Below are 19,497 nucleotides of genomic sequence, written 5' to 3' on the forward strand. Positions count from 1 at the left end.
CTCGCCAATACCCAGTATACAGGAGTTTTGGCGAGTTTTATAGAACTGTCACGATTTCTTAATCTTAGAAATCACATCGCACCGTCACCCTTAAAGATGGCGAAAATGGTCATAAATAGAATTTTAAAATCAAACCAGATATCAGCATGGTCAACATAACTAATCTCTAGGTCAGCTCGTTCTGGGTATTGTATCTCACTGCGTCCACTAGCTTGCCAAAGTCCCATAGCACCTGGCTTCACTGATAAGAACTTATCAACACGATCACCGTATTCAATCAATTCCTTCTCAACGACTGGTCGTGGTCCAACGATACTCATATCACCAATCAAAATATTGATAAATTGCGGCAACTCATCAATTGACGTCCGACGAATGAACGCCCCAAACTTGGTAATACGCGGATCTTCTTCAGTCGGTAACTTGTAACCGTTCTCGACGAACTTTGCATACAGTTCTTTGTTGGCATATAGCTTTTCTTCTGCACCAACAACCATTGAACGGAACTTATAAATTCCAAATTCACGGTGGTTCATACCGATACGACGCTGCTTATAAAAGACAGGCCCTCGGTTTTCACCGAAAAGATAAAAGGATGAAATCACCAAAAAGATTGGCGAAAAAACAATCAATGCGAATAACGACACTGAAATATCCAAAAATCGCTTAGCAAAAATGTAACCTGAATGAGTCACGTCATTGCTCCCTTCTGTGTCAGTAATTTTTTATAGATACTTGGCGTCAAACTCAGGATCTTGTGATGTCAAAATCTTTGGTCCATCATTTGTAATCGCAATGGTGTGTTCATATTGCGCTGACCATGATCCATCTTCAGTAGTCACCGTCCAACCATCAGCTTCTGATGTTTCGACCTTCCAACCGCCCATGTTAACCATCGGCTCAATAGTAATCGTCATGCCTGGCTTCAAACGCAAGCCGTGTCCAGCAACACCATAGTGCGGTACGGCCGGCTCTTCGTGCATCGTTGGTTGAATACCATGTCCGATATATTCACGCACATTACCAAAACCATTTTCATCTTCAACGTAAGCGTTGATAGCCGCACCAATGTCACCAATTCGGTTGCCAACTTGTGCTTGTTCAATACCAATGTACAAGGCCTTGAACGTCACATCCATCAAACGTTGCACTTCTGGTGACACCTCACCGACAGCGTATGACCAAGCTGAATCTGAATAATAACCATCAAGGTCAACCACTGTATCAACCTTGACGATATCACCTTCGTGCAAAATCAATTCTTTGCGGGGGAAAGCGTGGGCGACTTCATTGTTCACTGACACAGTCGTTGCAAATTCGAAGCCTTCGAAACCAATTTGTGCAGCGCGTGCACCATGGTCTTCAATATACTTGCGACCGAATTCTTCGATTTCCCATGTTGAAATACCAGGATTAATGATATCGCGCAACCCTTTGTGCATGCCGGCGATAATCGCACCAGATTGGCGCATACCTTCAATTTCACGTTCTGACTTAATAGTAATCATATTTTTAACCTGCTTTGTTTTCTTTTTCCCCTCGTAATTAAATATCTATTATACGCCAAAAATAGCGTTTTATGGCAAATTTATACGAATTTATTAAGAATACAAAAATAACCCTCGTTGTTGAGCGAAGGTTATTTGCTAATGATTGTTCGTCATTATGAATTTGCCGAAGCAGCTGTTGCTGATGAATCAGCGGCATCCGACGCAGATGATGAACTTGCTGTACCGAAGTGAGACTCATACGTTGCAACAACAGGTTGTTGCGTTGATGAAGACTCACGAATCAATTCCTTCATCTCTTGGTCACCCAAGATTGAATCATCCAAGTGAGCAGCTTGCAATTCCTTACGAGCATCCGAAATCATATCACTTGAAATGTTCGTACCATCAGCAGTTTGGTTCGGATCGTAGAATACCATCCCCGAGTTGCTGGTTGCTGGAGCACTTGAACTTGAAGCAGCTTCGCTCGGTGCCACTGGCGCAGCTTCTGATGATACTGCACTAGACGTCTTTTCTGACTCACTTAAAACAACTGAAGAAGATGCTTCTGACGTTGCTTCACTTGATGAACTTGCTGACTCAAGCGCTGACGTTTCTGCCTTTTCACTTGATGAACTGCTCTTCTTTAATGAAGACGTTTCTTCTGTACCAAGGTGTGTGTTCCTATTTGCTGTTGCAAAGTAGAACCCACCACCGATAAGTGCCACAACAATAACACCCAAAATGGTTACTGCACTTTTTTTCATAATTTTGTCCTCCGCAGTCTTTATGACTACCTAATATCACTATACTAGATATTCATGGCAATTTACGAATAATTAGCGAAGGAAGAATGTACCATTATCACCGAAGTAGTACTTCTTACCATCAATTGTTTGCCAACCTTGTACGGCACGTCCATCGTTACCTACGTAGTAACGCAATCCCCAAGCATTTTCCCATGAATTGTTTTGGCGTTGTCCGTTTTGGAACCAGTAGTATGAGCCCATGTAGAAGCGGAAACCTGTGAAGTATGAGCCATTCTCATACCACTTCCAGCCAGCACCCATATCCATGAATCCTGACCATGGTGCAAGGACACCATTACCGTCAGCCTTGTACTTTTCTGATTGATTACTTATGACACCATTCTTACGCAAGTAGAATGTACCATCAGTACCGAAGAAGTACTTCTTACCGCCGATCGAGCGCACACCTTGTACGGCACGTCCGTTATTATCTGTGTAGTACTTCAAGCCCCAAGCTTCACGCCAACCATTATCTTGACGGATGCCACCATTACCGAACCAGTAGTACGTACCCATGTAGACGCGGAAGCCATCAAATGGCACACCATTCTCATACCAGCGCCAACCACGGCCACCATCGTAGTATCCTGATGCCTTCTTACCGTTGACGTAGTACACATCCCCACGGAAGCCATCAAATGGCACACCATTCTCATACCAACGCCAGCCACGGCCACCATCGTAGTATCCTGATGCCTTCTTGCCGTTGACGTAGTACAAATCCCCACGGAAGCCGGTGAACGAATCACCCTTCATTGGTGAACCGTAATCAATTGAGACATCAAAGACACCACTCACACCTGGGAACGTCGTATTTGAGTTCCATTGCCAAGCACCGTATGAACCGTACCATAGATCATTCTTGTTTGGGTTGTATGGATATGAGGCCATCCAAACGTTGCGGTTGCCAAATGATGACAAGTTCATGCCCATTTCTGATGAATAGCTGGGATATGTGTACAACATTTGGTTGTTGTAACCCAAATCATTCAAACGATTACGGAAAGCCAATGCGTTGTTCGTCACATTTCCAGTCTTCGTGCTGCTATCTTCCAAGTCATCAACCATGACAACTGACTTGGACAACCCCATGTTTGCAGCTTGGTTAGCAAAGTAATTCGCTTCAGTAACGGCACTACCAGAATCAGTAAAGTGTGCGTAGTGATAAACGCCGATTTTCAAGCCTGCTGCTTGCGCGTTTGCAATTTGTTGGCGAGCGTATGGGTTAACGTACGTCGTGTGCTCCGTCAACTTAACGATGACACCCGTTACGTCATATTTCTTCATTGTTTGGAAGTCTGATACCGACAAGTTTGGGTTCCATGATGAAATATCAACAAAATCAATTCGTGGCGCCGTTACATCACCAGCTGTCGTTGATTCATATGTAGCCGCATGTCCTGGTGTTATGACAGCAACCATACCGATTGAGGCAGCGACAAGACCACCCATTAGCAACTTTGAAAACTTCATGTTGCAATCCCCTTTTATAAATAAATAATTTCTACTTTTTATGACGGGTTCTAGTTTACGCATTTAAAATGTCGAAAGCGTTACAGCGAGATTTGAACTCGCTACTTTATCTTTACAACAGAACAATTTTTCCATGAATTTTCAATGTCCAAATAAGACAAAGATAGGGCAACCAATACCAGTCGCCCTATCCTGATTATCAATTTTAGAAGTTAACCGTGTAGGCTTGTGGGTCACCCCAAACACTACGGATACTCGTTACCGTACCATATGTGGCTGAGTCAATCATCTGACCGTTACCAAGATAGATGCCGACGTGATACTCATTTCCTGTACCACCCCAGAACAACAAGTCTCCCGGTTGAGCTTGTGAATATGACTTAGGTTGACTACCATGTGATCGCAAGTAGGCTGCTTGGGTCCATGTAACTGAACCAATATCTGGCAAATCAGCTTGTGAACGAACCAAGGCAACGTAACCAGCGCAATCCACACCGCTCCAAGTCTTACCACCCCAGGCGTATGGCAAACCAAGCATCTTCTTCGCTTGATCTGGCATCGCGTTCTTAATTGAACGTTCAAAGAACGTACCATCGTTTCCGAAGTAGTGTGTACCACCAGAAACGTGCTTCACGCCTTGTGAGGCACGACCATCACCGTCAACGTAATACTTCATGCCCCAAGCATTTTCCCACTTGTTTTGCTGACGAACACCGTTCTCAAACCAGTAGTACGTACCCATGTAGAACCGGAAGCCGGTAAACTTTTGACCACCTTCATACCACTTCCAACCTTCACCTGCATCCGTGTAGCCAGACATCTTACCACGAAGGAAGAATGTACCATTGTCACCGAAGTTGTAGGCAACACCATTAATGACACGGTTACCTTGGACCGCACGGCCTTGGTTATCTGTGTAATACTTCATGCCCCAAGCTTCACGCCAACCTGAATCTTGACGAATACCATTAATGAACCAGTAGTACGTACCCATGTAGAACCGGAACCCAGTGTAACGTTGGCCATTTTCAAACCATAACCATTGTCCGTCAGCATTCAAATAGCCTGACTTATGTTGTGATTGAATGTTTGCTAGTGTGTCACCGTGTGACACCTCTTGTTGTGCAACAACCGCAGTCGTCATTGCAGCACCAGCAAGCATCGCAGATTTAACTGCAGTTTTCAGATTGTTGTATTTATCCATCGTCAAAATTGATTCACTTTCTGCTTACTTAACACCTAATAAACCATACTTGCGATATATTAGCAGAAAAACGTAACGATTCAATTACAATTCGTTAGCACAACGTTAAAATGCGGTAATCCGGGCATCCCGATTACCGCATTCTTATAAACTTGCTTCTGCCAAATGAATCACGCGCCAATAAAAGAAATACATCAATAACATTGGCCACGAAAAGGCATTTATTTGTGTAATCATCGCAACCATCAATGTTAATGGCACCATAACAAAGAATGCACGGATGACAATCCGATATTCAATCTGTTCCGGCTTGTCTGATTGTATCAACTGACGATAGACATTCACCGCTCGAACAATCAAACCACCAAGCAACCAAATTGCACTAATCACAACAATTGCACCAAACCTAGCTAACCACCCCAAAAAGTCATTCAGCACTGGATAAGCGGTTTTGATATAAAAATTAATATACTCAGAATTGTGTTTACTCCATTCTGGTAAGAATTGCTCAATGAAGTTCCCTTCATTTCCGAAACCAACCCCAAAGAATGGATGGTGGATAAATGTCTGTAACAAACCAATGGCACCACCAAGACGATTATCAGTTCCTTGCTTAGCAAATAACCATTTTTCGAAAATATCATGGACAACCGGTACAAGAAAGTACGCTGATATTACCACAGCTAACGATACAGCCCCGGCAATAAACAACCACTTACGCGTAGAACGTGGCGCAAACAATACCGCAAACAGGCCGAGTAAAGCAACCATCAGATAACCACTTGTCGAGCGAGCCATTAAGAACACCAGACTTAAAACGGCTATCAACACCCAAACAAGTTTTTGCAGGCGTCGTCCATTCTTTAGACGTTTCATTGGTTCTTGGACAATCGACACCAATATCGGCCCAAAAACAAGTCCCAGTAGCATAACTAAGAACGGTGCTTCAGGCTCGAAACCGTTAATACGGTGTTGCGTGGCTACATAACTTCCCGCATCGTACCAAGCTCGGCTATCCCAATGGCGTTCAAACAAACCCGCCAAAAAATTTGTCCAACCGATAAATGGTAGTCGGAATGAAACCGCCAACTGTGGGACAATAACCGCAACTAGATAAACCACTAAAGAAATAATCAAGGATGCCAGAAATTTAAATACTGAATCTGCATCACGAATAAATATCTTTTGCATGGTGTACGCAAACCAAATAACAATAATTAATTGCACGAACGTAAACCAACCGTGAATCAGGCCATACGTTTGATCACTATCACCATACGCCAGCGCATGCCAACCGAACAGTATAAATTGTACGACAATCAGTGCACCCCAAATTTGAAGCGTACGTCGTTCTGGCAAAATATCTTGCACTAACGCCGGTTTAAAATTTAGTTGCACCAACAAAAAAATCAAAAACACAGGAAATGCAATTTGTGCAAAATTTTCAAACAGCGCGCTCGTAAACGTTTTTGGCAACAACGCAAACGGTAGTAACCAACCAACCATGCTGGCTACCTCCTATTGGCGTTTTGAAGGACGCAAGTTGGCAATAATACCTGTAAACAGTGCCAAGATGATACCGATGCCTAACCCAGCACCAGCGCCAAAAACGGCAGCCTTCTTTGGTGAAATGGGTTCAGAATCATCAGCTTTTGCAGCTCCTTGAATTGCGACCATCAATCGTGGTGCTGGCATACCTGGCACCAACTTAGGCGCCTTCGTAGCAAATGCTTGCGCATAACTGTTCGCCAGTGCAATTGCTTCTGTTTCATTTTGCATCAATACACGAGCACGCACCGTCAAAGTTCCGGATACTTGTTGCAACTTAGCGTGCTTAACAACCGCCGCGTTATCTATTTTCTCAAACCCAGCAACGCGCATCAAACGTGTTGTTTCATTCACGATTGTCCGATCGTAAGAAAATGATAAGTAAGTGCGGATCAAATCCTTGTCAGCAGACAAAGCAGACTTTGGATCTTGCGTCTTAACATAATTTGCGTGACCAATGTACATCGCTCTTGAAGATGAGTACGTGCCAGCTGCCGGTGCGCTATGCTTTGCAGCAAAGAACATACTACCAGCTCCAATAATCGCTAATACGATAATCCACCACAAGTTCTTAAACAGGTGGTGTAAAAGGCCAGATAACGTCATTTGATTATTCATATGTATACTCCTGAAGATTAAAACTTGCTCATCCATTTTGCAAATCTTGTTTGATTTGCGTTGTTGACACTTCTGGTGTCCTAGGCAGATAAATTACCTCTACGTCAGTTTGATTGACCAGATAGTCAAACTCACCTTGCCAATCATCCCCCATAACAAATGTATCTACCTGATAAACAGTCATATCAGAAACTTTTTGCTCCCATGATTCTTCAGGAATAACCAAGTCGACATATCGAATTGCTTCAAGTAATTGCTTCCTCTTTTCAAACTCAAAATATGTTCGCTTATGTTTTTCCTGCCAGTTAAATTCATCTGTCGACAGAGCAACAATCAAATAGTCGCCCTGCTCTTTTGCCCGTCGAAGCAAATTGATATGTCCATAGTGCAACATATCAAACGTCCCGTACGTAATTACACGTTTCATCACTTTGCACCCTTCCTGCAGACCTACATTTGCTTATTATACATGAAAATGCCTATTTGTCGGCCAGTTATCTAAAAAGATTAAAAACAGCTTACGAAAAAAGCACATCTCAGAAAGGTGCGCTTTAATTTCCTTATGTGTGCTCCAGGATTGACTTAAACGCAAACGCTGCTTTATCCCCACCATGAGGATTGAATCTACTGTTCAAAGCATCCAAAGCATCGTAGTCGTATTCCACTTTATTCAAGCAATCGATTAGTTCAGCCTCTGAATAAGAAACTGGCAAGCCAAGCGTTTCAGCTGTGAAGTACAACCCTCGCTTCACTTGGTATTCTTCCAAATCAGGTTGGAAAAGATAAACCGGCTTATGATATGGTGCAAAATCAAAGAATACACTCGAGAAATCTGTTATTAACAAATCCGATACCATAAACAACTTATAGAGTGAAAACTTGTCAGCTGTAATAATTGACCCAGATTGCGTCGCACGAGAGAAATAGTGACCACGATAGATAACCACATATTCCTTCGCCAAACGTTCCAATGTTGCGTCCGTTAATGTCGTTTGCTCTTTGGCGTCGTATCCTCGGAAAGTCGGTACGTAAAGCAACACTTTTTTATCGCTCTTGATTCCTAGTTCTTTCTTAATGCGCTCCACATTAGTTTTGCCTTCGTACCGTTCAACAATCTTCTTCCGTAGTTGGCCCGCATTAACAAATCGCTTTGTTCTCGGAAATACTTCCTTAAACTTATCAAGATCATACTCGCTATACGTAAACATATAGTCAAAAGCCACCTTGTCGTACCAATGCTGCACCAATGGCGCCAAACCGATTTCTGTATGTCCTAATGCCTTCATTGGCACACCATGCCAGAACTGAATATACACATTATTATCGTGCTTAAAAGGAATTAGGCGATCAATGCTTGAATTAGCTACCCAATACTTTGAACGCAATAGGTGATAGAAAAACAGTGGCGAATTTGATGAAATTTTATTTGTAATTTCCGCCTGTTTAAAATCTGAAGGTCGGTTAAACGCCCAAACCAACTTGTATTCCGCATACGCTGGGTCTTCTCGAATTAAATTAAAAGCCTCTTTCGGCGTGTCGGAAAATTGCCTACCACTATAAGAGATAAATAATATCTGCTTTTCGTTTGGCTTAATAAAAAGCTGGAGAAATTTAACAATCGTTATACCAACCCAATAATACAACCAACCGAAGAGCGTTGAATTTTTTATAATGTTTTTTATTTGTTGTGCATGAATCAAAATGCTAACCTACCTTAATATTCTTATATTATAACAAAGAAAATACGAATATGCGGTTAACCTTATTAATCTCACATCTTTCAGTAATATAACAGCAACAAAAAAGGCACAAAATGCTCAGATTGTGCCTTTTCTTTAATCTTGTCTCTGTATTAAACCATATCAATAAATCGTTCACGGAATCGCAAGTGAATCATTGATCCAACCATTAACATCAGCAACGTTAATAACCAGAAGAATAATGCGTTTGAAGCCTTGTCCCAGAACCAAACATGATACAAGAAAGCGTCTCGGAATGATTCCAATACATAATAGAATGGGAACATCTTAATAATCGTCACCAGTACAAATGGCAAATGCTTAGCGTCCATATTAATTACAACGCCCGAAGTAAAGAAAATCAACCGGAATACTGCCGACATAGCCGGCTTATAGTCCGGAATAATCACTGTTAACGTAGAATTAACCAAGTTGTGTGCCAGAACAGTTGCGAACATTGCAATGAAAACATACCCAAATTGTAACCAGTGTACATTTGGCATTTCACCAAACGCTAGTAATAACACCAGCATTGCCACAGTCATAACAAAAAATCGACGTAGCTCTTCCAACATTGGCATCACAGGAGCAACTGACATTGGGAAGCGGATTTTAGTCAACAATCCTAGTTGCGACTTAATTGACGTCAACCCCTTATTAAACGACCCTTGAATAAAGTACCATGGCACAATTCCAGTTAGTAGCCATAAAATGTACGGTTGCCCATTCACTGTACCATTATACATACCCATACCAAAAACAAGGAAGTACGTTCCAATATAGATTGTTGGTTCCAAGTAATCCCAAATAGATCCAAGATAATTATCCGCCCAACGTGACTTAACATTAAATCGCGCTATACGGTTGGCAATCTGTGCGTTTGAAAAGATTTCACGCATCACTTGCAAAAAATCAGTCATGTTCTTTCTCCCTACTTCGCACTCAAATCATCAGCCATATGTTCAACATTTAACTCATGAATTTTCTCTGGTGACCAATTCGTAATTAAATGTGAAGGATGCTCAACAATATTTTTCATACCTAAGTTGAGAATAACCTTATCAGCGACGAAAACCGTTAACAGCAACAAAACAACCAAGATAGTCTTATCTACTACTGACCACCGCTCAGCTGAGTGTCGATTGTGCGTTGAATTATAAATTGATGTTTCGATTTCAGCTGGTAAAACATCATTGCCTGTTATCTTGCGTTCACGCTTCAACGACTTTTCATATAATTCATCCAAGCTAAAGTTCTGCTGCGCAGTTCGATATTCATTACGATACTTAGTTTGTTCCTTACCAGATAAAGCCTTGTAGTCAGCAATGAATTTATCATATGCGTTCATAACTTCTTCTGTAGGGCCAAACATCCGCACTTCACCATAATGCATCCAAAGTACGCGATCGGCCATTTCACGAACTTGACCTAGCGAGTGTGACACAAAGAAAATAGTCTTTCTTTGTTGCTGGAATTCCTTGATTTTTGCCAGTGACTTACGATTAAACGTCGCATCTCCAACCGACAATGCTTCATCAACAATCAAAATGTCTGGATTCGTGTGTACAGAAATTGAAAAACCAAGTTTTGACTTCATACCCGATGAGTAACTTTTAACTTGTTGATCAATGAAATCACCCAATTCAGAGAACGCGATGATTTCATCCATTTTCGCGTCAATTTCGTCATTTGTTAATCCTAGCATGAGGGCTTTTAGTCGAATGTTTTCACGTCCGCTCATATTTCCCTTCAAGCCAGCGTTAATCGCAATTAACGATGTTTCACCGTTAATTTCAATCTCCCCTGAAGTTGGTGGTACAATACCCGCAACCATCTTCATCAGCGTTGACTTACCCGAACCGTTGTTTCCAACGATGGCAATCGTTTCACCTTCAAAGGCCTCAAAATTCACTCCACGGACAGCCCAAAACTTGGGGAAGTTCGTCTTGAAAAAGAGTGACTTCGTCTTATCAGACTTTGTAGGAGCCATTTCATATTGCTTTGTGACGTACGATGCTCGCACCTTCACTTGTCGCTCTTCTTCAGCCACAACATTATCTCCATCGTTCTAAATAATTGCACGGTCTTTAAATTTTTTAAATAAAAAGAATACCGTCAATAATTATACCCCTAACCTGTATAAAAAAGAACATTCGCTTAACAGAAGCGAATGTTCTTTTGGTTATTCTTAAAGACTACATGTGCCAGTCGAGCACTGTCTTACCCCAATTCATCGTCAAATCCTCATCAAACGCATCTGTAATGTCTTTGATTTCGGTAACATGCTTGATGTTTTGCACCAACAATTCTAAACGTTCCTTAACCGCATTATTATTCGCAACCAAGTCAATCGCAGTTTGGAAATCTTCACGGGATGATCGCGTCGTTCCCGCCAACGTAATCCCCTTTTCCAATACCATTCGTGTATTAATGGCAACTGGATCTTCTGAAACACCAGACAAGACAATTGCCCCGCGCGGATTGATAATATCAATAATTTGATTTGTCGCCACTTCTGACCCACGACCACCAACCGCCTCAATGGCTTGATCAAGTTTCAAATCAGCCGGTACTTCATCAATTTGGACCGTATTGGCAAAACTGATAAAATCCAACTTTTCTTGATGCTTTCCAAACACATAGAGTTCTGAGTCTGGGAACATTTCACGTGCAACAACTGCCGTCATATACGCGACATTGCCATCACCCCAGATACCAATTTTATCTTGTCGGTTAATCATCGTTTCCTGCAAACGGCGTACAGCCTGTACAGCAACGGACACGACCTCTAAAAAGGCATTCATCGTCGATTGCGCACCAGCAGGTATCTCAATCAAACTTTCTGGTTCAATTGTGACATATTCACGCATAAAACCATCTTCCGTAGAGGAACGGAACGTTGATGATCGCAAATAATTATCTGCAATTAAATTATCATGGCCATGTGCATGCGTGGGAATCAGGACAACTTTGGTGCCAGGTATAAAAGTGCCTGTCTTATCACGCACCACTTCACCAACTGCTTCATGAATCAAAGCCATCGGCAAACGTGCAGCTAAAACTTCCTTATCTCGTGTTCCGGTGTAATAACGTTCATCTGCACGGCAAATTGACATTAACGTTGGTCGCACAATTATCTTACCCGGTGTATTCAAATCCGTTGACGTCGTCACTCGTTCAATTTGGCGGACACCTGTCAAACGGTAAACATTATTGAACATCCAAATTCTCCCGTGCAATGATGTTAGCAATACGCAGATCGTAAGGCCGTGTCACTTTGATATTAGACTCATCACCAGCAACAATTCCAACTTTGTGTCCCGCCAGCAACATCACCTTAGCTGAATCAGAAAGAATGTTGCGTTCTTCTTCAGTCATATTATTATATTGCAACTCAAAAGCCGTAATGTTAACGGTTTGTGGCGTTTGACCCTGATACATTTCATCACGAACTGGAATATCTGTAATCATACCTGCCTTGGCGCGGACAATCGTGTCAGTTGCGCCAATAACCGTATCAACTGCCTTATACACCTTAGCAGCTTCAATGTTATCCATGATAATGCGTCGTGAGATAAACGGGCGAACAGCATCGTGCATAACCAATACATCGTCCGCATGCAAGCCAAAGTTATCTTTGATGTAGTTAATAGCCCCCATAACAGTATCGTTACGTTCGGCACCACCTTCAATCACAACAATGCGTTGGTCATCGATATACTTGGCAATCAAGTCCTTCGCATACTGCATCCACTTCGGGTGAATTGACACAATAATCTTGTCAAATTCAGCAATCAATGAAAACTTCTCCAACGTATGGATAATTATAGGCTTATCTGCCAAATTCAAAAATTGCTTTGGACGCTCTGTGTGCCCCATTCGGCTACCGATGCCGCCTGCCATTACTTGTGCATAAATCATTTATCTGCCTGCTCCTTAGTAAAAAACCTTGCGTGCTTATTTTCTGACTTAATTGGCGTTTGCCAATCCCCAAAAAATTGCGTTAAATATTGATTGAAATTTTGTGGGATATATACTTCCGCGCCCTCGAAATTTCTCATAATCAACGGAGAAAAAATATTACCATTAAATATTTCTTTTCTTCCATACATACCATTCAGCACACCAATAGCATTGGGGTACTGAATACCACGAATTAAACGGTTCGACGCTTTAATTTCCAATTCAACGAAACGATGCGTTTGTTTATAAGAAACTATTTTGCTTAGACCTCGCTTTAACGGCACAATTTGGGCATCATCTGGGAATTTTCCTGTCGATCTGGCGACGTTTCGTAAAACATTTAAAACTTTATGCGCCAATAAGAAAGCCTTTAACTTAATCCCCATCTGTACCTGATCAACTGGAAAAATATCAATAAACACACCGTGATTAATTTTATAATAATCTGATTGTGCGATAGTCTCCGAATCAACTACTCGCGCATTCGGCACCAATGTATCATCGTCTTCTTCAGTCATTAATCGAAATCTTGAATTAGTTGGTTGATAATGCTTCATCAACCAGTTGTAGTCCTCACGAAATAAACCCACGTCTAAATCATCATCCCATGGAATAAAACCATCATGACGTACAAGTCCAAGCATACTGCCACCAAGTAGTAACAACCGCCGGTTATTTTGTGATGCAAAGTTAGCAAGATCCTGCAACATTGCGCGTGTAATTGCTTGAACATCGTTAATCGTCATTTCATGCTTAACCATGAAAGTACCCCATTTCAAAATTCAGTATGTGTTAAGTATAGCAAAAGTGTTAACAACGTCAATTTTATTATGTAAGCAAAAAGCCGAGCACAACGTCTCGGCTTTTTGCCTATCGATAAATTATCGAAAATCAACAAAATTATTTTCTAGTGCGTCAACAAATCGTTTAGATGCCTTGCCATCTAAGTCATCGAAGTAATATGCCAAAAAATTATCCAGGCTGTGAGGATTAAATTCATCAACTCGCTCAATCTCCGTTACCAAAGAATCCATATCCCTAACGATTGGCCCAGGAACAAATTCTTGATAATCCACATAAAAATCTCGTGAAGCCGTGTATTCTTCAAGGTCTGGCGCAAAGAATATTGTCTTCTTCCGCAACAAGCTATATTCAAATATAACCGACGAGTAATCAGTGATTAATGCATCAGAAACCAACAGTAAGTCATTAACCTCTCGATACGAAGATACATCATAAAAGAAGTCCGCATATTCTTCAGGAATTTGTACCTTGTTTTTCACGAAGGGGTGAATCTTAAACAACATGACATACCCAGCTACAGATAGCTTAGTATATAGTTTTTCAAAATCAATCCAATCAAAGTTGTAGTACGCCGACCTTTGGCCATTACCGCGGAAAGTTGGTGCAAAAAGCACAACTTTTTTGCCTTTAATAAAGGGTAATTCTTCTTCAAGTCGAGCAACAACCGACTGCTTATAACTCGTATCGAAAAACATGTCAGTACGTGGTGCACCAAGAGGCAGCACCTTCCGGTCATCTATGCCAAAACCTTCGGCATAGAACGGTGAAACATGCTTCGAAGAAACAATCGCCCAGGTATAATTTTTATGGTTCTTTGACGTTGGCTTAGGACCGCCCGGTAACCCCATTCGACTAAATCCAAATGTTTTGAAGGCACCAACTGCGTGCCAAACCTGAATTAAATTCACGTTATTCCGAATTTTTAACGGATACACTAGCGGATAAAAATCATCCAGCAGTACATGTTGACTAGTTGCGATTAGCCAAGCAATTTTCGTGTACTCCCTAAACGTTTTTTTAGCTGAATTTGTTTTTTTAAGCATATAGCTAATTTTCAAATCAGTTTGACGTGTCTTGATTTCTCGATCGATATATTCGAAATTTCCAGTTAGATTCGATCGCGAATCCGATAAAAACGCTACTGCATCTTTATGAATTGGTAATAATGTGAATACCTTATACACAATTCTAAAATATGCTTTTTTAGATTTATTCATATACTTTTTCAGTTTCTTTTTAATCTTATTTTTTAACTTAGAAATCATCTAAAAGAGTCACTTTCATTACTTAGTCAAACGCTCAACAATCCCCTTAACAGCCTTTTTGCGAAGCGCTGTCATTTTAGGATCAATCGAAACATAATTCTTATTTGCAGTAATATATCCATTTGCCGTTTTGAGTCGAGGAGTTCCGTTCTTTGTCCATTCAACAGCCAAAACATCAATCTTTTGACCACGTTTAGCCTGCTCATCAATTCTATCTGGTCGACCAAACGCCACCGTTCGATAATAGTAGGTTGGTGTAACTACCGTTACTTGCTTCACATTCTCATAAATGTACTGGTCAATATCATCGCGAAGAGTAGCGACGTAATTTACGTGAGCGGTGATATATCCAAATCGAGTTCGCAGACGTGGAACTCCGGTTGCGGTCCATTCCACAGAACTGACCTCTAGAATAGTGAACGCGCTTAACTCCTCCTGCTTTTTAGAATTCTTATTCCACCCCACACTAGCGTACGCAAATTGACCTTTGAGGAGTACAACTTGTGCAGGAAGTTTCTTTGGAACAATATAATTTGATAAATCGTTCTTAGGAAATAAGGCATCTCTTTGCTTTAGTTTTTTAACAGGTAATTTTTCGATTTTCTGCCGGATTTCAAATGCTTCTCGAGCTTCATCTGTTGACCGACTTAATGATATCTCAAGATTCTTAGTCATCTGTTTCAACTCTGCAATCGAATTACTCAAAACTACATCGGCTGACAATGCAGGAGCAAATTCTTGTGTATCCCCGTACATTGAAACATTATCTTTATAATTTGCAAAAACATCAGCAATAAACTGATCTTGTGGATTATCAAAGTAATACTGATATACTGTCTCCGCAACGTATCTTTGAATTGTATCGTTTCCAGAGAATCCTAACTTAGAAAACTCGGCCGCAAACTGTTGAATGCCTGCCGAAATATCTTCATTATATTCATTCCACTGTGATTCAAAGACTGGCTCCACTTTGCCGTTTTCGCCATAGTAGTATCCAGGAATACTCTTATATGGTGTTGTTGCAAAAATAGACTCGAAATCCGTGAAATTAACAGGCATCTGCGTAAAGCGATGACGAATTGAACGTCCATAATCTGGTGTGTAATTTCTTACATAATAAAACGGATTGTCCACTTCTTTGCCTGCTGCGTCTATCAACAATCTTGTGACTGTATCCTGTGTGTACCCTCGTCCCCAGAACTCAACAAATGCAAACTTTTCATCAAAATTAATGGTTTGTTGCAAATATTCTCGTACAATGCCTCGTCTTTCAGTTGCAATATTCAGCAAGCGTTCCTTGTACTCATCTGAATTTTCAAATAGTTGTCGAATTCCAATGGCAATATCCCCACGAAGAGTTGGCTCATTTTTGTAACCTTTTAAATCTGGGATTAAATGAAGTAATTCTTTTTCACTAAGTTGACTAGCTTTTACTAAGTCTTCAAAAGTGTCCATATTGCTAAACATTCCAAAAGGTGTAAACGATGCTGGATCCACTTCATTGATAAATGATGGTACACGCCACGCCTTTCTAGACCCATAAACGAATTCAGACTTAATATTAAGATTATTTTTTTCAATCAGCACATCCGCAATTTGTTTCAAGTAATAACCATCACGCGAAATGAAGTAAACGGTTTGGTATCCACGACGAATAGCATCATTAATTGCCCAGTCAACATATGGCACCAAAATAGATCCGACATATGCGAATGCGAAATACTTTGATGAATCAAATGTCATTTCCTCATCATTGACGTGTGACCAGCGATAACGATGCATTGCAGTTGCTAGTTTGAACATATCATATTTAATGTCATTTGGTGCCTTATTAATCAACGTTTCTTCAAACGGCAAAAACGAATCCATATCATGGTTCACAGTGTTAATACCGATTCTGCGGGGCACTGTGCCATCAGCTCTCTTATTATCCCCGTGGTGAATCCATTCTGCGTACTCGTATTTTTTATCAAAGAAAATGTATGTAAATAAACGTCCCGTTGATTTTTGATACCCAATTTCTGAAGATACATATAATGGGATATTAACAAGTGATTCGTCTGCCTGAGCTATCATCTTTTTGATGACATCTTTAGGCAAATACATATCACTTACCAGATAAACATCTGCTCCCTCAGCCTGTAATGCATGCAACTCATCAATCCTAGATTGAATTGGTTCTACGGCTTCAATTTCAGCTTCAACTTCAGCATTATAAAGAAGTTGAACCTGTTGGTCATCTAGATCAAAATTGTTCTTTAATCGATCCAAAATTTGTGACAAAGTAACTTCGATTTTATCTGTATCGCGTTCAAACGTGGTTTTCCGGAATACATCTCTTAAATCAAATTCAACCTGGTGACGAATCACGGGATAATTTTCAATAAGATAGTTACTAAACCTATTGCCAGAGTACGTTGCCATCTTCTTTTGAACTAAATAAAAGATACCTTCGGGATCGACAGTATTTCGTCGGATTAAAGTGTCAAATATATCAAAAGTATGTAGTGTTTTGTACTCTTTCTTATTTAGAACTGCATTGTCAATTTTTTCGATTAAAGCATCAACGGAAGAACCCGCATCATACTCAAAAAAGTAATTTAACAAGTCCGCTTTTTTTGTTATAACCGGTAGATTTGAACCCAATAAGCCAGTGAATTCTGCAAAAGAATATGCATCAATACCATCCGTCAATTCAAAATAATCTCCAACTAACTCCAAATCATTAACATACTGATCATAATCAGGGATATAACGGATAAACCGTTCGATACCACTTTCAAGCATATCGTAAAAGATTGATGAATAGTCAATTACTCCAACGGTAATCTTATTGAAAATTTCATATACGTCATATTTATCATCCCAGAAATAGATATTTTCATCATCTTCATATTCTTCCAATGCTGCCAAATACTCTGGATCTTCAAGCATAAACGGATGCAGCTTAATAATAAAGAGTGAATTGCTGTCGGCCATTTTTTGCGCAACAGCCCCAAGATTAGGCAAAAGCTTTTTAAACGACCCATTTACATTCGTAAAGCGGTACGTTGGCGCAAACAAATAAACGTCGTCATATTTTTCAATAAAGTCTAATGCGCCGTTATCCGTACGCATATTCTCCAATTGATACACTTGATTTCGCGGATAACCGCCACGAATAATTTGTGACTCATCTAACGGCATATCTTCGATAAAATGGTCTTCCATAGCTTTCGAAGTAGCCAAGAATTTGAGGTTGTTTTTATACAATTCGAAGTTTCGCACGTACTTTCGCACGATGCTTTCTGCAAGAGCAGACTCAGCCCCTAAAGCAAGTTCGATGTGCTTAAGTCCAACCCCATGCCACAGATTAATAATTTTGATGTTAGGGTTCATTTCTGTGGGATATTTTTCACGGAAATTTTCTGTTATATACACATCCGCGTTACTAAATAAGCCCCGTGCCTTCTTACTATTTGACACAACCGCGTGATATCCTAGGCTAGACACAAGCGCTGCATCCTGCTCTGAATCAGCAACCCACCAAACTTCATGCGTTTTGGCAGAATATTCTGCCATATACATCATCAAAGCTTTTGGGTTACCTTGCCATTTATAAGATCCAAATAACCAAAGTTTCATTTACTTACTCCATACTATTTCTAAAAGCCCTATCCCAAACTAGAGCACATATCAAGAATTATACACTAACGTAACGTTTCTTTTAATATGAAAAAAATTGGCTATCATTCCAAAGTGATAATGTCTCATTAGTTCAAAAAACAAAGCGTCCTTCTGATATTCTCATATATAGAGTTTATTGAAGGAAAATGGATTGGTGCGGAAAGTTGAATTAACACTCATGGAATTAGATAAATATAATGCAATGAAGGCTCTAGTCGATGGCAAGAGTAACGTCAAAGCGACCGCTTTGAAGATAGGTAGATCAACTAGAACTGCGAACCGTTTGAAGCATGAATATATCGCCAACGGAAAGAAAGCTTTCCGCCACGGAAACAAGAACAGCCGGAAGGTTTCAAGTGCAACTGAGCATCGCATTGCTAATTGGTTTGGACAAACCGGATGCCAGGATATGTCCGTCACCCACTTCACTGAGCATTTGCGTAGCGACAAGCAACTTGATTTATCTGTTGAAACTGTTCGTAAGATTCTGCTAGCACACAACATCATCACGAATCATTCCCAACGAAAGACTGTCCGTGCAGTAAATAAAAATCTTGAAACGAAGTTTAACGGCGGAGTTGTTTTCACCCCACTTGAGGCAGCGACATTCCAAACCGTAAAAGGGATTGATTATAGCAACACCCACCCTAGTCGTGAACGTGTAAAGTACATGGGTGAATTGGTTCAAATGGACGCTTCCAAGGAAAACTGGTTTGGGGCAAACAAAAACACGCTTCACGTAGCAATTGACGACGCTACCAGCACAACTGTCGGCGCATGGTTTCACCCGGAAGAAACATTGCGGGGTTACTTGTATGTCTTTGAACATATCTTAGGACAATACGGTGTGCCTGGTAAGATATTGAGGGCGCTGATGTCAAGATTATGGACAGGTTTTTTCGGCACCGCAAGGTGCCGCTA

General features: G+C 40.7%; 16 protein-coding genes and 1 pseudogene. 1 reads left to right on the forward strand and 16 read right to left on the reverse strand.

Features of this window, described 5'->3' with window-relative positions; all coding sequences use genetic code 11:
* Positions 1–71: 71 nt before the first annotated feature.
* The 16 genes from EST42_RS05785 to EST42_RS05860 all read right to left on the reverse strand — a co-directional run bounded on the left by EST42_RS05785 (position 72) and on the right by EST42_RS05860 (position 18,534).
* Positions 72–695 carry a sugar transferase gene (locus EST42_RS05785; protein ID WP_134644607.1) on the reverse strand — a complete coding sequence of 208 codons (624 nt, stop codon included), beginning with the start codon at positions 693–695 and terminating at the stop codon, positions 72–74.
* 30 nt (positions 696–725) lie between these two features.
* Positions 726–1,508 carry a type I methionyl aminopeptidase gene (map, locus tag EST42_RS05790; RefSeq protein WP_134644608.1) on the reverse strand — a complete coding sequence of 261 codons (783 nt, stop codon included), beginning with the start codon at positions 1,506–1,508 and terminating at the stop codon, positions 726–728.
* Positions 1,509–1,663: 155 nt separating this feature from the next.
* Positions 1,664–2,254: a hypothetical protein gene (locus EST42_RS05795; RefSeq protein WP_134644609.1), complete on the reverse strand. Its 591-nt coding sequence runs from the start codon at positions 2,252–2,254 to the stop codon at positions 1,664–1,666.
* Positions 2,255–2,326: 72 nt separating this feature from the next.
* Positions 2,327–3,769, reverse strand: coding sequence for a GH25 family lysozyme (locus tag EST42_RS05800; RefSeq protein WP_134644610.1), 1,443 nt, complete (start codon positions 3,767–3,769; stop codon positions 2,327–2,329).
* Between the two features lie 205 nt (positions 3,770–3,974).
* The gene (locus EST42_RS05805; protein WP_134644627.1) at positions 3,975–4,973 is read right to left on the reverse strand and encodes a C40 family peptidase; all 999 of its coding nucleotides are present in this window, start codon (positions 4,971–4,973) and stop codon (positions 3,975–3,977) included.
* Between the two features lie 144 nt (positions 4,974–5,117).
* A complete protein-coding gene (locus EST42_RS05810; RefSeq protein ID WP_134644611.1) occupies positions 5,118–6,479 on the reverse strand; it encodes an O-antigen ligase family protein in 1,362 nt (453 codons plus the stop codon).
* Positions 6,480–6,491: 12 nt separating this feature from the next.
* A complete protein-coding gene (locus EST42_RS05815) occupies positions 6,492–7,139 on the reverse strand; it encodes a YveK family protein (protein WP_134644612.1) in 648 nt (215 codons plus the stop codon).
* Positions 7,140–7,167: 28 nt separating this feature from the next.
* Positions 7,168–7,566 (reverse strand): glycerol-3-phosphate cytidylyltransferase, encoded by a 399-nt coding sequence (gene tagD / locus EST42_RS05820; RefSeq protein ID WP_134644613.1) that lies wholly within the window; start codon positions 7,564–7,566, stop codon positions 7,168–7,170.
* 133 nt (positions 7,567–7,699) lie between these two features.
* Entirely contained in the window at positions 7,700–8,839 is a 1,140-nt protein-coding gene (locus tag EST42_RS05825) for a CDP-glycerol glycerophosphotransferase family protein (protein WP_167711120.1), read from the reverse strand.
* Between the two features lie 152 nt (positions 8,840–8,991).
* Entirely contained in the window at positions 8,992–9,798 is an 807-nt protein-coding gene (locus EST42_RS05830) for an ABC transporter permease (RefSeq protein ID WP_134644615.1), read from the reverse strand.
* A gap of 11 nt (positions 9,799–9,809) precedes the next feature.
* Positions 9,810–10,928 carry an ABC transporter ATP-binding protein gene (locus EST42_RS05835; RefSeq protein ID WP_245150410.1) on the reverse strand — a complete coding sequence of 373 codons (1,119 nt, stop codon included), beginning with the start codon at positions 10,926–10,928 and terminating at the stop codon, positions 9,810–9,812.
* Positions 10,929–11,073: 145 nt separating this feature from the next.
* Positions 11,074–12,099 (reverse strand): zinc-binding dehydrogenase, encoded by a 1,026-nt coding sequence (locus EST42_RS05840; protein ID WP_134644616.1) that lies wholly within the window; start codon positions 12,097–12,099, stop codon positions 11,074–11,076.
* Entirely contained in the window at positions 12,089–12,799 is a 711-nt protein-coding gene (locus EST42_RS05845; RefSeq protein WP_134644617.1) for an IspD/TarI family cytidylyltransferase, read from the reverse strand. Before EST42_RS05845 ends, EST42_RS05840 begins: the two co-directional genes overlap by 11 nt.
* Entirely contained in the window at positions 12,796–13,602 is an 807-nt protein-coding gene (locus EST42_RS05850; RefSeq protein WP_134644618.1) for a LicD family protein, read from the reverse strand. Before EST42_RS05850 ends, EST42_RS05845 begins: the two co-directional genes overlap by 4 nt.
* A gap of 120 nt (positions 13,603–13,722) precedes the next feature.
* Positions 13,723–14,910: a CDP-glycerol glycerophosphotransferase family protein gene (locus EST42_RS05855; protein WP_134644619.1), complete on the reverse strand. Its 1,188-nt coding sequence runs from the start codon at positions 14,908–14,910 to the stop codon at positions 13,723–13,725.
* Between the two features lie 18 nt (positions 14,911–14,928).
* Positions 14,929–18,534 (reverse strand): CDP-glycerol glycerophosphotransferase family protein, encoded by a 3,606-nt coding sequence (locus EST42_RS05860; RefSeq protein WP_134644620.1) that lies wholly within the window; start codon positions 18,532–18,534, stop codon positions 14,929–14,931.
* 220 nt (positions 18,535–18,754) lie between these two features.
* Here EST42_RS05860 and EST42_RS05865 point away from each other — a divergent pair.
* Positions 18,755–19,497 (forward strand): annotated as a pseudogene (locus EST42_RS05865) (helix-turn-helix domain-containing protein); the annotation flags it as partial.

The organism is Weissella cibaria, from assembly GCF_004521965.1.
Lineage (GTDB): Bacteria > Bacillota > Bacilli > Lactobacillales > Lactobacillaceae > Weissella > Weissella cibaria_A.

Excerpts from the sequence above, each read along its gene's own strand:
- tagD (WP_134644613.1), bottom strand. The coding sequence starts at position 7,566 with ATGAAACGTGTAATTACGTACGGGACGTTTGATATGTTGCACTATGGA.
- EST42_RS05805 (WP_134644627.1), bottom strand. The coding sequence starts at position 4,973 with ATGGATAAATACAACAATCTGAAAACTGCAGTTAAATCTGCGATGCTT.
- EST42_RS05795 (WP_134644609.1), bottom strand. The coding sequence starts at position 2,254 with ATGAAAAAAAGTGCAGTAACCATTTTGGGTGTTATTGTTGTGGCACTT.
- EST42_RS05845 (WP_134644617.1), bottom strand. The coding sequence starts at position 12,799 with ATGATTTATGCACAAGTAATGGCAGGCGGCATCGGTAGCCGAATGGGG.
- EST42_RS05855 (WP_134644619.1), bottom strand. The coding sequence starts at position 14,910 with ATGATTTCTAAGTTAAAAAATAAGATTAAAAAGAAACTGAAAAAGTAT.
- EST42_RS05830 (WP_134644615.1), bottom strand. The coding sequence starts at position 9,798 with ATGACTGATTTTTTGCAAGTGATGCGTGAAATCTTTTCAAACGCACAG.
- EST42_RS05840 (WP_134644616.1), bottom strand. The coding sequence starts at position 12,099 with ATGTTCAATAATGTTTACCGTTTGACAGGTGTCCGCCAAATTGAACGA.
- EST42_RS05800 (WP_134644610.1), bottom strand. The coding sequence starts at position 3,769 with ATGAAGTTTTCAAAGTTGCTAATGGGTGGTCTTGTCGCTGCCTCAATC.
- EST42_RS05860 (WP_134644620.1), bottom strand. The coding sequence starts at position 18,534 with ATGAAACTTTGGTTATTTGGATCTTATAAATGGCAAGGTAACCCAAAA.
- EST42_RS05810 (WP_134644611.1), bottom strand. The coding sequence starts at position 6,479 with ATGGTTGGTTGGTTACTACCGTTTGCGTTGTTGCCAAAAACGTTTACG.
- EST42_RS05815 (WP_134644612.1), bottom strand. The coding sequence starts at position 7,139 with ATGAATAATCAAATGACGTTATCTGGCCTTTTACACCACCTGTTTAAG.
- EST42_RS05850 (WP_134644618.1), bottom strand. The coding sequence starts at position 13,602 with ATGGTTAAGCATGAAATGACGATTAACGATGTTCAAGCAATTACACGC.
- map (WP_134644608.1), bottom strand. The coding sequence starts at position 1,508 with ATGATTACTATTAAGTCAGAACGTGAAATTGAAGGTATGCGCCAATCT.